This is a genomic window from Streptomyces sp. EDA2-14 (assembly GCF_054963755.1).
The window spans coordinates 86,209-98,898 of the sequence record NZ_JBUEGE010000005.1; the positions used below are offsets into that span (position 1 = coordinate 86,209).

A 12,690-nucleotide genomic window follows, 5' to 3' on the forward strand; every position below is an offset into this window, starting at 1 on the left:
GGCGGGGCCGCTTCGGTCATTCGCAATGCTGGTGCGACCGCTCGCCCTCGGCCCGGGACGCCACCGTCGCCGGCGAGCGCGGCCCCACCGCCGGGGCCAGGAAGACGGCCAGCGTGGTGAACGCGAGCACGACCACCATGGCCGTCCGCAGCCCGTAGTGGTCCCCCAGGAAGCCGAGACACGGCGGCCCGACGAGGAACGCCACGTAGCCGATCATCGCCACCAGGCTCACCCGGGCCGCCGGGTTCTCGCCCGAGTCACCGGCCGCCGAGAGCGCGACGGGGAAGCCGAGCGAGGCGCCCAGGCCCCAGAAGAAGACGGCCGCGCTGGCGAGGGCCGCCGAGTCCGAGAAGACGACGAGGGCGATGCCGATCGTCGCCGAGACGGCGCTGGCCCGAACGACGGGGCCCCGGCCGAGGCGTCCGATGAAGAATCCGCCGACGAACCGGCCGATCGTCATGGCGGCGGCGAAGCCGGTGTAGACGGCCGAGCCGAGCGCCGGGTCCATGTCGTGGCCGTCGACCATCAGCAGTGGCAGCCAGTCGTTCGCGGCGCCCTCGGCGAGCGCCATGGCGAGGATGATGCCGCCGAGCAGCAGCAGTTGCCGGTCGCGCCAGACCTTCGCCTTGGCCGCACCGTCGGTGGTGTCCTCCGTCCGCGAGCTGCCCGAGGCCTTGCCGACGCCCGCCGGAACGGCCCGGATCGCGTACCCGAACATGGCCGTGGTGACCACGGCGACGACGATCAGGTGCCACTTCACCGGCACGTCGGCCGCCGAGCACCAGATGCCGATCGCGGCTCCCACGACGGTGCCGAGGCTGAAGAATCCGTGCAGCGTCGGCAGGATCGTGCGCGCGGTGATGCGCTCCACCTCGGCGCCGTCGATGTTGATGGCGACCTCTCCGCCGCCCATTCCGGCGCCGAAGAGCAGCAGTCCCGCGGTGACGACGGGCGCGGCGGAGAGCATCGCGCCGACGGCGACGACCGCCATGCTGACGGTGATCAGCAGGGTCCCCAGGGCCATGACGGGCCGGGTGCCGTACCGGGACACGAGCGTGCCGGAGCACAGGATGCCGAGCATCGAGCCCACCGAGAGCCCGAAGAGGATGAGGCCCATCTGCGCGGTGGATGCGCCCAGCTGGTCGCGTACGGCCGGTGTGCGCGTAACCCAGGACGACATCGACAGGCCGGGTATGAGGAAGAAGAGGAACAGTGCCGTCCGTCTGCGGCGGGTGTCCAGGTCCATCGGTGACGTGCTCTCTCTCGCGTGGAGATCGGAATTCTCGCGTGGCGATCGGTAACAGGGATCTTGGCCACGCTCCCACATTCGGGGAGCCGCCGGGCTCGTACTCCTGAACTGCGCATCAGTAGGGGCGGCACCCGCCGACCTTGCCGGCGGATGCCGCCCCTGAGACGGCTTCAGGCGGTGGCTACGCCTCCGGGTGCTGGAGCCTGATGTCGATGTCGTCCGGCTCGGTGCTCCCCACCCGCAGCGTCTGCGCGGCCGGCGGGTAGCCCGTGGCGATGACCGAGTAGTCGCCGGCGTCCAGGTCGGTGAAGGCGTACGCGCCGTCCGTCCCGGTCGTCGTCGTGGCGATCACATTGCCCGCGGCGTCCACGAGCGTGACCCGCGCGTCGGCCAGCGGACCGTCGTCCGTGCCCGCGCGCACCACGCCCTGCACCCGCTTGCCGATGCCGAGGACGATCTCGACCTGCGTGACGCCCTGGGCGCCGGTCTCCACCTGCTGCGCCGTGGGCCGGAAGCCCGGTGCGTTGACGGCGAGCGTGAACAGGCCGTTCACCAGGCCGCCGCAGGCGAAGTCGCCGTGCAGTCCGGTGCGCGCGGTGGCCACGACCTCGCCGCGGACGTCCGTCACCACGACCATCGCCTCGGGCACCGGCCGGCCGCCCGCCTCGCGCACCAGACCGGCGAGGCCGCCGGTGCCGGTGAGCACGATGTCGTGGGAGAGGAGCTCCCCGTCCACGGTGACCGTCGAGGCCTGCGGCTGGTGGCCGTCGGCCGCCACGATCAGCACGTACGTTCCCGCGCCCGGCACGTCGAGGCTGTAGGAGCCGCCTCCGTCGGTGACCGAGCGGCTGATCTGCCGGCCGCCGGTCGAGATCAGCGTCATCGCGGCGCGGGAGACGGGCTCGCCGCCGCCGGTGCGGACGGTGCCGAGGATGCCGTTGCCGCTCGGGGTGAACGAGCGGGCTCCGTCGGCCTCCGCGGTGGACGCGGTCACGAGGTGCTTCTGCGGCTGGGCCGCGCCCTGCGCGCCGACCGAGGCCGTGACGAGTTCGCGCTCCGGCTCGGTCGGGTGCGGGACGGCGCCGCCGGGCACCTCGTCGGCTGGCTGCGCCGCGCGGGCCTCGTCGAGCTCGCGCAGGCCCTCGCCCTCGACGTCGACGTTGGGCAGCGCGCGGTCGAGCCACTTGGGCAGCCACCAGGCGCCGCGCCCGATGAGCGCGAGGACCGCGGGGACGATCGCCATGCGCACGATGAACGCGTCGAAGAAGACGGCGACGGCGAGCCCGAAGCCGATCATCTTGATCATGGATTCGGTCGAGCCGATGAAGCCCGCGAACACGGCCATCATGATGACGGCGGCCGCTGTCACCACCCGGGCGCTGTACCGGAACCCGGTGACGATGGCCTCCTTGGCCGTCTCACCGTGGACGTAGGCCTCGCGCATCCGCGTCACGAGGAAGACCTCGTAGTCCATCGCGAGTCCGAAGACGACGCCCACCATGAAGATCGGCATCATCGACATCACGGGCCCGGTCTCCTCGACGCCCATGAGGTCGGCGAGCCAGCCCCACTGGAACACGGCGACGACGGCGCCGAGCGCGGCGAGCACCGAAAGGAGGAAGCCGAGCGCGGCCTTCAGCGGCACCAGGATCGACCGGAACACGACGATCAGGAGCAGGAAGGCCAGACCCACGACGAGCGCGAGATAGGGCAGCAGCGCGTCGTTGAGCTTCTGCGACACGTCGATATTCATCGCGGTGGTGCCGGTGACCATCAGCTCGGCGCCGGTGTCGGCCTTGATGCCGTCACCCGCGTCGCGGATGTTCTGCACCAGGTCCTCGGTGTCCGTGGAGGTCGGCTTCGACTTCGGGACGACGTTGAGCATCGCGGTGTCGCCGGACTTGTTGAACGTCGGCGGGGTCACCACGGCGACGTCGTCGAGTCCCTTGACGGTCTTGGTGACATCGGCGACCGCGGACTTCGGCCGGTCGCTGCCCTTGGCGTCGACGACGACCATCAGCGGCCCGTTGAAGCCGGGGCCGAAGCCCTCGGACAGCAGGTCGTAGGCCTTGCGCTGCGTGGTGTCGGTGGGCTGCGAACCGTCGTCGGGCAGGCCGAGTTCGAGCGACGTGGCCGGTACGGCGGCGGCGCCGAGGGCGAGCACACCGAGCAGCAGCACGGCGACCGGGTGCTTCACGACGAGGCGGGCCCAGCGGGTGCCCATGGCGGGCTTGGGCTCGGCGTGCTCGCCGTGGACGTGGCCCTGCTCCTGCGCCTTGCTCTCCGCCTTGCGCTGCTTGCGCTCGCTCTTGGCTCCGGCGGGGCGCACGCGCCCGCGGGCGATACCGAGCAGGGCGGGGATCAGGGTCAGCGCGACGAGCACGGCGATGACGACGGTGCCTGCGGCCGCGAAGCCCATCTTCGCCAGCATCGGGATGTTCACGACGGCAAGACCGACGAGGGCGATGACGACGGTCAGTCCGGCGAAGACGACGGCGGACCCGGCGGTACCGGCGGCCCGCCCCGCGGCCTCTTCGCGTTCTCGGCCCTCGGCCAGCTCGGCCCGGTACCGGGAGACGATGAACAGCGCGTAGTCGATGCCGACGGCGAGGCCGATCATCATCGCGAGGGTCGACGTCGTGGAGTCCAGGTCGAGCGGCTTGGCGAGCACGGTGATGGCGGAGACACCGATGCCGACGCCGAACAGCGCGGAGACCAGCGGCAGTCCGGCCGCGATCAGCGAACCGAGGGTGATGACGAGGACGACGGCGGCGACGACGACACCGATGACCTCGGTCGAGCCGGTCTCGGGCACGGTCTGCAGCGCGTCGCCGCCGACCTCGACGGTGAGTCCGGAGTCACGGGCGTCCTGGGCGGCGTCCTCCAGCGCGTCGCGCGAGGAGTCCTCCAGCTCCATGCCGGAGACCTTGTACGACACCTGCGCGTACGCGATGGTGCCGTCGCGGCTGACGGACTTGGACCGGAACGGGTCGGTCGCGCTCTGGACCTCGGAGCCGCCGCCGAGTTCCTTGACGGTGTCGCGCACCACGCCCTGGTTGGCGGCGGAGGTGATCTTCTCCCCGTCCGGTGCCTGGAACACGACGCGTGCGGTGGCGCCGTCGGCGCTGGCACCGGGGAATCGTTCTTCCAGCAGGTCGAAGGCCTTCTGGGCCTCCGTGCCCGGAATCGAGAAGGAGGAGGATGCGGCCGTGGGGGCCTGGGAGGCGCCCACTCCCACCGCGGCGAGGACCGCCACCCAGAACAGGGCGACGAAGTACCGCCGCCGGAAGGCGAATCGGCCCATCTTGTAGAGAAAACGTGCCACGAGGGCGTACTCCCGGTCAGGTCGTGATTGGTGCTGGGCAGGGGACTTCGGCCCGACGACGGTGAGCGGTGGCGTCAGGAACGGGGAGAGTCTGTAGGGGGTGGTGGGGGGGATCAGGCGCAGAGGGCGGGGAGGACCACTGCGTCGATGTATGAGATGAGGTACTCCTGGGTGGGCGGCAGTTCGTCGATCACGCCGCGGGTGGCCATGGCGCCGACCATCAAGTGCAGCGTGTAGTCCATCGCCGGGTTGTCCTCGCGGATCTCACCCCGGCCGACGGCTCTCTGGAGGACCTGGTCCAGCTCCTCCAGTTCCGGCTCGATCAGCAGCTCGCGGAACGCGCGCAGCAGATCCGGGTCGCTGTGCATCGCCATGGCGAGTCCCCGCATCAGCGCCGTCGACTCCTCGACCGAGCAGTCGTCGTGCCGGCGGGCAAGGGTGTGCAGGTCGCCCCGGAGGGTGCCCGTGTCGATCTCGGCGATGTGGACCGGTTTGTGGTGCCGCATCGCCTTGACGACGAGCGCGGCCTTTCCGCCCCACTGGCGGTAGAGCGTGGCCTTGCTCGACCGGGTGCGGGCGGCGACGGCGTCCATGGTCAGCGCGTCGTAGCCGACCTCGCGCAGCAGTCCGAGCACGGCGTCGTACAACTCGGCCTGGCGCTCGGCCGTCATGCGTCCGCGCCGCACGGTGCCGGTCTCAGGCACGCAGCATCACGCCCACATCCTCACGCGCCACAGGTGCGCCGAACGAAACTGTTTCGTACGGCGGCAGACTATCCCGCCTCCCATATGAAACGAAACCGTTTCGTACGTGGCCCGAGTCACGTCGGGCGTGCCCTGTGCCAGGGTGGGGCCCCATGAGCGGAGCGATCACGTACACATGGCGCGACCCGGTCTCCGACGAGGAGATGGTCGATCTCGTCCGGTCCCACGGCGGGAACGACGTCTCCGGCTGGTGGGCCAAGGTCCGGAAGTACAGTCTCGGCTGGGTGACGGCCCGCGACGGCGACGGGCTCCTCGTCGGCTTCGTGAACGTGGCGTGGGACGGCGGCGACCACGCCTTCCTGATCGACACCAAGACGCGGGGCTCGCATCAGCGCCGCGGCATCGGCACGGCGGTCGTACGGCTCGCGGCGTCCCGCGCGCGGGAGTCGGGCTGCGAGTGGCTCCATGTCGACTTCGAGCCCGGGCTCCGCGACTTCTACTTCGAGGCGTGCGGATTCAGGCCCACCGAGGCGGGCCTGATCCATCTGCGTCCGTGAGGCTCAGAGCCTGGCGCGCCCCCTCTCCCGGAGCGAGTCGACGGTGACGCCGGGCGACAGCCGCCCCTCCGTCACCTTCAGGTGGATGAGCGCCGCGCGGTCGCAGGTCAGCGCGCGCTCCAGGGCCGGGGCGAACTCCTCGGTCGTCGTGACGGTCTCGCCGTGGGCACCGAAGGCCCGGGCGTACGCGGCGAAGTCGGGATTGCCGAGGGCCGTGCCGCTCACCCGGCCCGGGTACTCGCGCTCCTGATGTGCGCGGATCGTGCCGTACTGGGAGTTGTCCAGGACGAGGATCAGCGGGGCCGCGCCCTCGGCCACGGCGGTGGCGAGTTCCTGGCCGTTCATCAGGAAGCAGCCGTCGCCCGCCACGGAGACGACGCGCCGGTCCGGGTGCGCGACGGCGGCGGACACCGCGGCGGGCACGCCGTAGCCCATCGAGCCGTTGCGCGGGCCGAGTTGGCGCATGCCGTCGCGGTACGTCAGGAAGCGCTGCGCCCAGATGGCGTGGTTCCCGGCGCCGAACGTGACGATGGTGTCGTCCGGGAGCCGCCCGTCGAGGTGGGCGAAGACCGCGCCGAGGTCGAGCGGGTCGCCGTCCGGCTCCGGGGTGCGGTTGGCGAGGTGCGCGGAGCGGGCCTGCTTGGTGTGCTCCGCCCAGGGCACGGGCGTGGCGGGGCGCAGGGTGCGGATCGCCGTGCCGAAGGCCTCGGGCGCGGCGAGCAGGGTGAGTTCGGCCCGGTGCAGGACGCCCGGCGGCTGCGCCTCGGGGAGCACCTGCACCAGGCGCGGTCCCGGCCCGTCTGGAGTGTTGTGCGGCAGCAGTCGGAAGCCGTCCGTGGCCACGTCGCCGGGCGCGGTGCCGACGCTGATGAGCAGGTCCGCCCCGCGTATCCGCTCGGCGAGCGGCCTGGCCCGGCCGTAGCCGAGGTTCCCGACGTATCCGTCCGCCTCGTTGTCCAGCAGGTCCTGGCAGCGGAAGTCGACGGCGACGGGCAGCGACCAGGCCTCGGCCCAGGCGCGGACGTCGGCGCGTGCCGCGTCCGTCCAGCGGCTGCCGCCGAGCAGCACCATGGGCCGCTCGGCGTCGCTCAAGAGCCCTTCCAGCGCCGCGAGTTCATCACTCGACACCCCGCCCTGCGGTACCGGCAGCGGCCTGGCGTCGGGGACCTCGACGACGTCCGTCAGCATGTCCTCCGGAAGGCCGAGGACCACGGGCCCCGGCCGTCCGCTGCGCGCGACGGCGAAGGCGCGGGCCACGTACTCGGGGATCCGGGCCGCATCGTCGATGGTCTCGACGAGCTTGGCGTTCGTGCCGAACGTGCCCCGCAGGTCCAGCTCCTGGAAGGAGTGCCGGTCGGTGTGGTCGCGCGGGACGAGGCCGATGAACAGGACCAGCGGGGTGCCGTCCTGGTGGGCGGTGTGCAGGGCGACCAGCGCGTTGGTGGCGCCGGGGCCCCGCGTCGTGAAGCACACGCCGGGGCGCCCGGTGAGCTTGCCGGACGCCTCCGCCATGTACCCGGCGCCGCCCTCGTGGCGGCACACCACCATACGGACCGGGGCGTCGTACAGGGCGTCGAGCACGGCGAGGTAGCTCTCGCCGGGCACCCCGTAGACGGTGTCGACGTCGTGCGCCCGGAGCTGGTCGACGAGGACCTGGCCGCCGGTGCGGGCAGGGGGGTGCACGGTCATGCTGCAACCTTTTCGTTCAGTGTGTCGCTGGAGGGAAGGGAGCCGTGCCTGCGCAGCACCGTGCCGGCCGCCACCGACCCGGCGACAGTGCAGGCGGCCACGCCGACGAGGAGCAGCGCGGCGCCCCACGAGGCGCCGCCCGCGGCGCCGGTGACCGAGGCCGCGACGAGCGGGATGAAGCCGCCGAGGACACCGGCGAGGTTGTACGACATGGCGACGGCGCTGTAGCGGAACTCCTCGGGGAAGAGGGAGGCGACGACCGCGCCGATCGGGCCGTACGGGATGGACAGCGCGCCGATGCCGAGCGCGACGCCGAGGTACACCAGCGGGGTCTGCTTGGTGTCGACGAGCCAGAAGGCGGGGAACGCGGCCACCATGGTGACGGCGGCGCCGATGGCACACACCTTCCACGAGCCGATGCGGTCGGCGAGGCGTCCGCCGATGATGATGACCACGATCTCGACGACGGCGCCGACGACGGTGGCGTTGAGCATCGTCTGTTTGTCGATGCCGAGTTCACCGGTGCCGTAGCTGATGATGAATGTGGTCATGAGGAAGAAGCCGCCGACGCCGAGGAGCGCGGCGCCGATGCCGACGATCATGCGGCCCCAGGTGCGGCGGAACGCCTCGACGAGCGGCGCGGGCGGCAGACCGTTGCGCTCGGCGTCGTCCTGCATGGCGCGGAAGACCGGGGACTCCTCGATGCGTACGCGCAGGTAGAGCGCGAAGCCGAGGAGCGGGAACGCGGCGAGGAACGGAAGGCGCCAGCCCCAGGAGTAGAAGGCGTCGTCCGGCAGCATGCCGACGAGGGCGAAGGCACCGCTGGACATCAACGTGCCGACGGGTGAGCCGAGTTGCGGCACGGAGGCGTAGCTGCCGTGCTTCTCCTTCGGGGTGTGTTCCAGGGTGAGCAGCATCGCCCCGGACCACTCGCCGCCGACGGAGATGCCCTGGAGGAAACGCAGCGCGGTGAGCAGGGCGGGTGCCCAGATGCCGATGGTGTCGTACGAGGGCAGGAGGCCGATGCAGCCGGTGGTGGCGCCCATCATGACGACGGTGATGATCAGGGACACCTTGCGCCCGTAGCGGTCGCCGATGTGCCCGAACAGGGCGGCGCCGATGGGCCGGGCCACGAAGCCGACCGCGAAGGTGCCGAAGGAGGCGAGGGTGCCGGCCGCCGCGTTGAGGTCGGTGAAGAAGAGCTTGTTGAAGACGAGCGCGGCGGCGGTGCCGTAGAGGAAGTAGTCGTACCACTCAAGGGCGGTGCCGCTGAACGCGGCGAACAGCAGCCTTCTGATGTCCTTGACCGGGGGCTTGGTTGTCGTGCTCACGGGGTCTCCTGGGGAGGGGCGGCCTGGACGGCCGGAGCGGAAGGGGGACCGGAGCGTGCGGGTGTGCGGGTGAGGTGGTGCGGGTCGTGGGCGGGGTCGCCGCCGATGACGGTGACGAGGACGCCGAGGGTGGTGGCGGTGGGTCGTTCGGGGGCGAGGGGGCGGATGCGGGCGTTGCGGACCAGCAGATTGAGCTGCATGAGACGGAAGCCCCCTCAGGTCGCAGGCGAAAGTCCTCAGGCGAAGTGGTGCAGTTGCGCCAGTGGCACCTCGGTGGCGGGCGGCGTCCCGGTCTCGACCCCGTCGACGAGGACCGGCGCGGGCTCACGTGGCACCACGACCCGTGGCGTCGCCGTGTTGTGCAGCATGTCGGAGCGGGTGAGTCCGCGGCTGTCACGGATCGGGGCGTACGAGAGGCCCTTGGGCAGGGCGGCCCGTGCGGCGCGGTCGGTGAGCGCGGCCTCGGCGACGAAGACCTTGGCGAGGCGGGCGGGCGCGGCGCCCAGCGAACCGAAGTAGGGCTTGTAGGAGCGCGGTTGGGTCAGACGGGTCGACCCGGACCCCGAGCCCGTGTTGCCCCACGCCACGAAACCCGACTTGATGACCAGCTCGGGCTTGCTGCCGAACCACTTCGGGTCCCACAGCACCAGGTCGGCCATCCGCCCGGACTGCACGGTGCCGACCTCGTGGGCGAGGCCGTGCGCGAGCGCCGGGTTGAGGGTGATCTTCGCGAGGTAGCGCAGCACGCGCGCGTTGTCGGGGTGTTCCACTCCCCCGCCGCCGTTCGCGAGCGCCTGGACGTGGGCGAGCTGCCACGTCCTGCGCACGGTCTCGGCGATCCGGCCCATGCCCATGGAGTCGGAGTTGACGATGGAGATGGCGCCGAGGTCGTGCAGGGCGTTCTCGGCGGCGATGGCGTGCGCGCGGATCCGGCCCTTCGAGATCGCGACATCGCTCGCGGAGGCATGGTTCTGCCGGTGCACGGTCATCGTCATCGGGAACAGCTCGCCGACCGTGTTCGGGGTGTACGGGACGGTGGGCGTCGTCGACGAGGGCAGGATGTTCGGCTCGGAGAGGATCTCCAGGAGATCGGGGTGACCGCCGCCGCCCTCCACGTGGTACGCGTGCACGGTGCGGCCCCGGGTGGCGCCGAGGGTGTCCCTCAAGTACCCCGACTCGTTCATGGAGTCGGTGTGCAGCGCCACCGGCAGGTCGGCCTGTTCGGCGGTGTCGAGGCAGGTGTCGATGATGCGCGGCGTCGCCCCGAAGTCCTCGTGGATCTTGAAGCCGCCGGCGCCCGCGAGGGTGATCTCGTCGAGCAGCGCCCGCGAGCTGGACGAACCGCGGGCCAGGAAAGCGATGTTGAGCGGGGTGTCCTGCCAGGCGCTCATCAGGGTGTGCAGGTTGTGCGTCGGGTTGCAGCCGATCTCCCACACGCCGCCGAGTCCCATGCCGACGAGCGTGGTGACTCCGGCGGACAGCGCGGCGGGCGCCACCTCGGGCGAGGACAGGTGGACGTGGCTGTCGACGACGCCCGGCGTGGCGATGAGCCCCTCCCCCGGCACGACGGAGGTGTGCGAGTCGATGGCGTACTCGACGTCCATGACGTCCGGGTTGCCGACGCCGCCGACGGAGACGATCCGGCCGTCCTTGATGCCGATGTCGGTCTTGCGCACACCCAGCACCGGGTCCATCAGGACGACCCCGGCGACCACCATGTCGAGCGCGGAGTCCCGGTCGGAGCGCGGCGAGGCGAGCAGTCCGTCACGGACGGTCTTGCCGCAGCCGCCGAGGAGTTCGTCACCCGGAGTGCCGTCGTCGGCCTCGACCTCCACCCACAGGCAGGTGTCGCCGAGGCGGATCCGGTCGCCGGTCGTGGGCCCGTACAGGGCGTGGTACGTGCGGCGGTCGAGGCTGGTCATGCGCGCTCCTCGGTCGTACGGGCCTTGTGGCGGGCGGGGATGACGACGACATCGCGCGTCTCGCCGGGTTCGAAGGCGAGGGCGGTGCCGGCGGCGATGTCGAGCCGCAGCCCGCGGGCGGCCTCGCGGTCGAGTTCGAGGGCCTGGTTGGCCTCGTGCAGGGGGTAGTGCGAGGAAACGTAGACGACGCGGTCGCCGGTGTTGCGGATGGTGAGGCCGGTGCGCGGGCGTCCCACGTTGATCTCGACGGGGGCGTCGGCGGTCCGTACCGCGCCCGGCCCCTCCGGGCCGGCGGGTCCGATCGGCCGGTCGACGGCCACCAGCGACGTACCGCTCGGGAACAGCGCCTCCACCTGCACGGTCGTCACGATGTCGGCGACGCCTTCGAGGACGTCGTCGACGGTGAGGACCCGGCCCGCCGCCTCGATCACCTCGTCGAGGCTCAGCCCGTCCCAGGCGGCCTCCAGGATCTCGTCGCAGATCAGGGCGATCGATTCGGGGGCGCTCAGACGGCGGCCCCGCGCGCGGCGTCTGCGCGCGAGTTCCGCGACGGTGAACAGCTGGAGCCGTTCCTGTTCACGAGGGGTCAAGTGCACGGTCGGCTGGCCCTCCTGCTCGGCGGGCCCCGGACGCTCCGCCCAGGGACCGCACCAGGATCCTTGGCATCGGGCACCGAACCAACGTTGAAACATCGCCATCGCACCACCGAGAATTGGTCACATGCACAATTCCGCAGGCCGGGGCCGCCCCGGACTTCCCCCGACCTCGCCGCGCATCGCCGAACTCGCCGGGCAGTGCCTGGACACCGTGGACGACCTGATCGGCGAGTGGCTGGAAATGGTCGGCCCGGTGCGCACCTCGTACGCGACGCAGGTGCCGGACGGCCAGTTCCGCGATTCGGCCTGGCAGGCCTTCGAGCTGCTGCTGCGCTCGGTGGCGCGGCTGCCGGTGCCGCCGCACGTCGCGGACGTCTCACGGCGGGTGGGCGAGGAGCGGGCCCGGCAGGGCGTCCCGCTGGACGCGCTCCTGGAGGCGGCGCGCCTGGACTTCCGGGTGGTGTGGCAGGCGCTCGTGAACCGGGCGGGCCCGCAGGACATGGCCGATCTGGCGGGCTCGGCGTACCACGTGTGGGAGGCGGTGGAGCGGCACGTCACCGGGATCATGACGGCGTATCAGCGCACGGTCCTGGAGATGGGGCGACGCGAGGACGACGAGCGGCGGATGTGGTTCGCGCGGCTCCTGGAGACCGAGGGCCGCCATCCCACGGTCGTGCGGGACGCGGGCCGCGCGCTGGGGTTCGCGGACGACGGCCGGTTCCTGTGCGCGGCGTCGTCCGCGGCGGCCGGTCCCGGCCTGCACCGTGCGGGGATGGCGCTGCGCGCGGCGGGGGCCCAGGTGCAGCAGCAGATGGTCGGCGGGGACGCGGTCCTGGTGGTGCAGCTCAGTACGCGCGTCACCCGCCCGTACCTGCTTGACCAGCTGCACGACTCGCCGTGCGGGATCGCGCCGCCCGCGGCGGGGCTCGCCGCCGTGCCGCGCGCCACGGTGCTCGCGGTGGCGACGGCGCAGGTGCTGCCCGCCGACACGCGCTCGCCGCGCCTCCTGGAAGACTCCTGGCTGGACGTCCTCGCCCACCGCGCCGGGGACTTCGGCCGCGACCTGGCCGCGGACGTGCTGGGCGCGCTGCGCGGCCCCGGCGTCACCCGCAGCGAGGCGGACCGTCTCCTGCACACGGTCCGCACCCATCTGTCGGGGTCCGGTTCCATTGCGGACACGGCTGAGGCACTGTACTGCCACCGCAACACGGTGCAGCACCGGTTCAACCGGTTCCACGAGCTGACCGGGCGCGATCTGCGCAGGCCGGCGGACGCGGCACTGCTGGCGGTGGCGCTGCGGGTGGTGTGAGGCCGGGG

The 12,690-nt window shown here is 71.9% G+C and carries 10 protein-coding genes and 1 pseudogene; 2 read left to right on the top strand and 9 right to left on the bottom strand.

Features of this window, described 5'->3' with window-relative positions; all coding sequences use genetic code 11:
• Positions 1 to 16: 16 nt before the first annotated feature.
• The 4 genes and pseudogenes from ACY34M_RS15920 to ACY34M_RS15935 all read right to left on the bottom strand — a co-directional run bounded on the left by ACY34M_RS15920 (position 17) and on the right by ACY34M_RS15935 (position 5,278).
• Positions 17 to 1,246 carry an MFS transporter gene (locus ACY34M_RS15920; RefSeq protein WP_462717122.1) on the bottom strand — a complete coding sequence of 410 codons (1,230 nt, stop codon included), beginning with the start codon at positions 1,244 to 1,246 and terminating at the stop codon, positions 17 to 19.
• 184 nt (positions 1,247 to 1,430) lie between these two features.
• Complete coding sequence (locus tag ACY34M_RS15925) at positions 1,431 to 2,243, bottom strand: MSCRAMM family protein (RefSeq protein ID WP_462717210.1); 813 nt, start codon at positions 2,241 to 2,243, stop codon at positions 1,431 to 1,433.
• 42 nt (positions 2,244 to 2,285) lie between these two features.
• A pseudogene (locus ACY34M_RS15930) lies at positions 2,286 to 4,574 on the bottom strand (MMPL family transporter); the annotation flags it as partial.
• 113 nt (positions 4,575 to 4,687) lie between these two features.
• A complete protein-coding gene (locus ACY34M_RS15935; RefSeq protein WP_462717121.1) occupies positions 4,688 to 5,278 on the bottom strand; it encodes a TetR/AcrR family transcriptional regulator in 591 nt (196 codons plus the stop codon).
• Positions 5,279 to 5,430: 152 nt separating this feature from the next.
• Between ACY34M_RS15935 and ACY34M_RS15940 the strand changes: the two genes are divergently transcribed.
• Positions 5,431 to 5,835 (top strand): GNAT family N-acetyltransferase, encoded by a 405-nt coding sequence (locus ACY34M_RS15940; protein WP_462717120.1) that lies wholly within the window; start codon positions 5,431 to 5,433, stop codon positions 5,833 to 5,835.
• Positions 5,836 to 5,838: 3 nt separating this feature from the next.
• Here the strand turns inward: ACY34M_RS15940 and ACY34M_RS15945 are convergent, their stop codons facing one another.
• From ACY34M_RS15945 to ureA, 5 genes are read right to left on the bottom strand one after another with little or no spacing between them, the layout of a single operon-like run.
• Positions 5,839 to 7,524 (bottom strand): thiamine pyrophosphate-dependent enzyme, encoded by a 1,686-nt coding sequence (locus ACY34M_RS15945; RefSeq protein ID WP_462717119.1) that lies wholly within the window; start codon positions 7,522 to 7,524, stop codon positions 5,839 to 5,841.
• Positions 7,521 to 8,855 (bottom strand): MFS transporter, encoded by a 1,335-nt coding sequence (locus tag ACY34M_RS15950; RefSeq protein WP_462717118.1) that lies wholly within the window; start codon positions 8,853 to 8,855, stop codon positions 7,521 to 7,523. Before ACY34M_RS15950 ends, ACY34M_RS15945 begins: the two co-directional genes overlap by 4 nt.
• Entirely contained in the window at positions 8,852 to 9,055 is a 204-nt protein-coding gene (locus ACY34M_RS15955) for a hypothetical protein (protein WP_462717117.1), read from the bottom strand. Before ACY34M_RS15955 ends, ACY34M_RS15950 begins: the two co-directional genes overlap by 4 nt.
• A 36-nt stretch (positions 9,056 to 9,091) precedes the next feature.
• Positions 9,092 to 10,777 carry an urease subunit alpha gene (locus tag ACY34M_RS15960; protein ID WP_462717116.1) on the bottom strand — a complete coding sequence of 562 codons (1,686 nt, stop codon included), beginning with the start codon at positions 10,775 to 10,777 and terminating at the stop codon, positions 9,092 to 9,094.
• Entirely contained in the window at positions 10,774 to 11,373 is a 600-nt protein-coding gene (ureA, locus tag ACY34M_RS15965) for an urease subunit gamma (protein ID WP_462717115.1), read from the bottom strand. The genes ACY34M_RS15960 and ureA overlap by 4 nt, the downstream gene beginning before the upstream one ends.
• A 124-nt stretch (positions 11,374 to 11,497) precedes the next feature.
• Between ureA and ACY34M_RS15970 the strand changes: the two genes are divergently transcribed.
• Positions 11,498 to 12,682, top strand: coding sequence for a PucR family transcriptional regulator (locus tag ACY34M_RS15970; RefSeq protein WP_462717114.1), 1,185 nt, complete (start codon positions 11,498 to 11,500; stop codon positions 12,680 to 12,682).
• Positions 12,683 to 12,690 lie beyond the last annotated feature (8 nt).

What these genes read in the sequence shown, in the direction of transcription:
- ACY34M_RS15955 (WP_462717117.1), bottom strand. Translation starts at nt 9,055, where the DNA reads ATGCAGCTCAATCTGCTGGTCCGCAACGCCCGCATCCGCCCCCTCGCC.
- ACY34M_RS15970 (WP_462717114.1), top strand. Translation starts at nt 11,498, where the DNA reads ATGCACAATTCCGCAGGCCGGGGCCGCCCCGGACTTCCCCCGACCTCG.
- ACY34M_RS15945 (WP_462717119.1), bottom strand. Translation starts at nt 7,524, where the DNA reads ATGACCGTGCACCCCCCTGCCCGCACCGGCGGCCAGGTCCTCGTCGAC.
- ACY34M_RS15960 (WP_462717116.1), bottom strand. Translation starts at nt 10,777, where the DNA reads ATGACCAGCCTCGACCGCCGCACGTACCACGCCCTGTACGGGCCCACG.
- ACY34M_RS15940 (WP_462717120.1), top strand. Translation starts at nt 5,431, where the DNA reads ATGAGCGGAGCGATCACGTACACATGGCGCGACCCGGTCTCCGACGAG.
- ACY34M_RS15920 (WP_462717122.1), bottom strand. Translation starts at nt 1,246, where the DNA reads ATGGACCTGGACACCCGCCGCAGACGGACGGCACTGTTCCTCTTCTTC.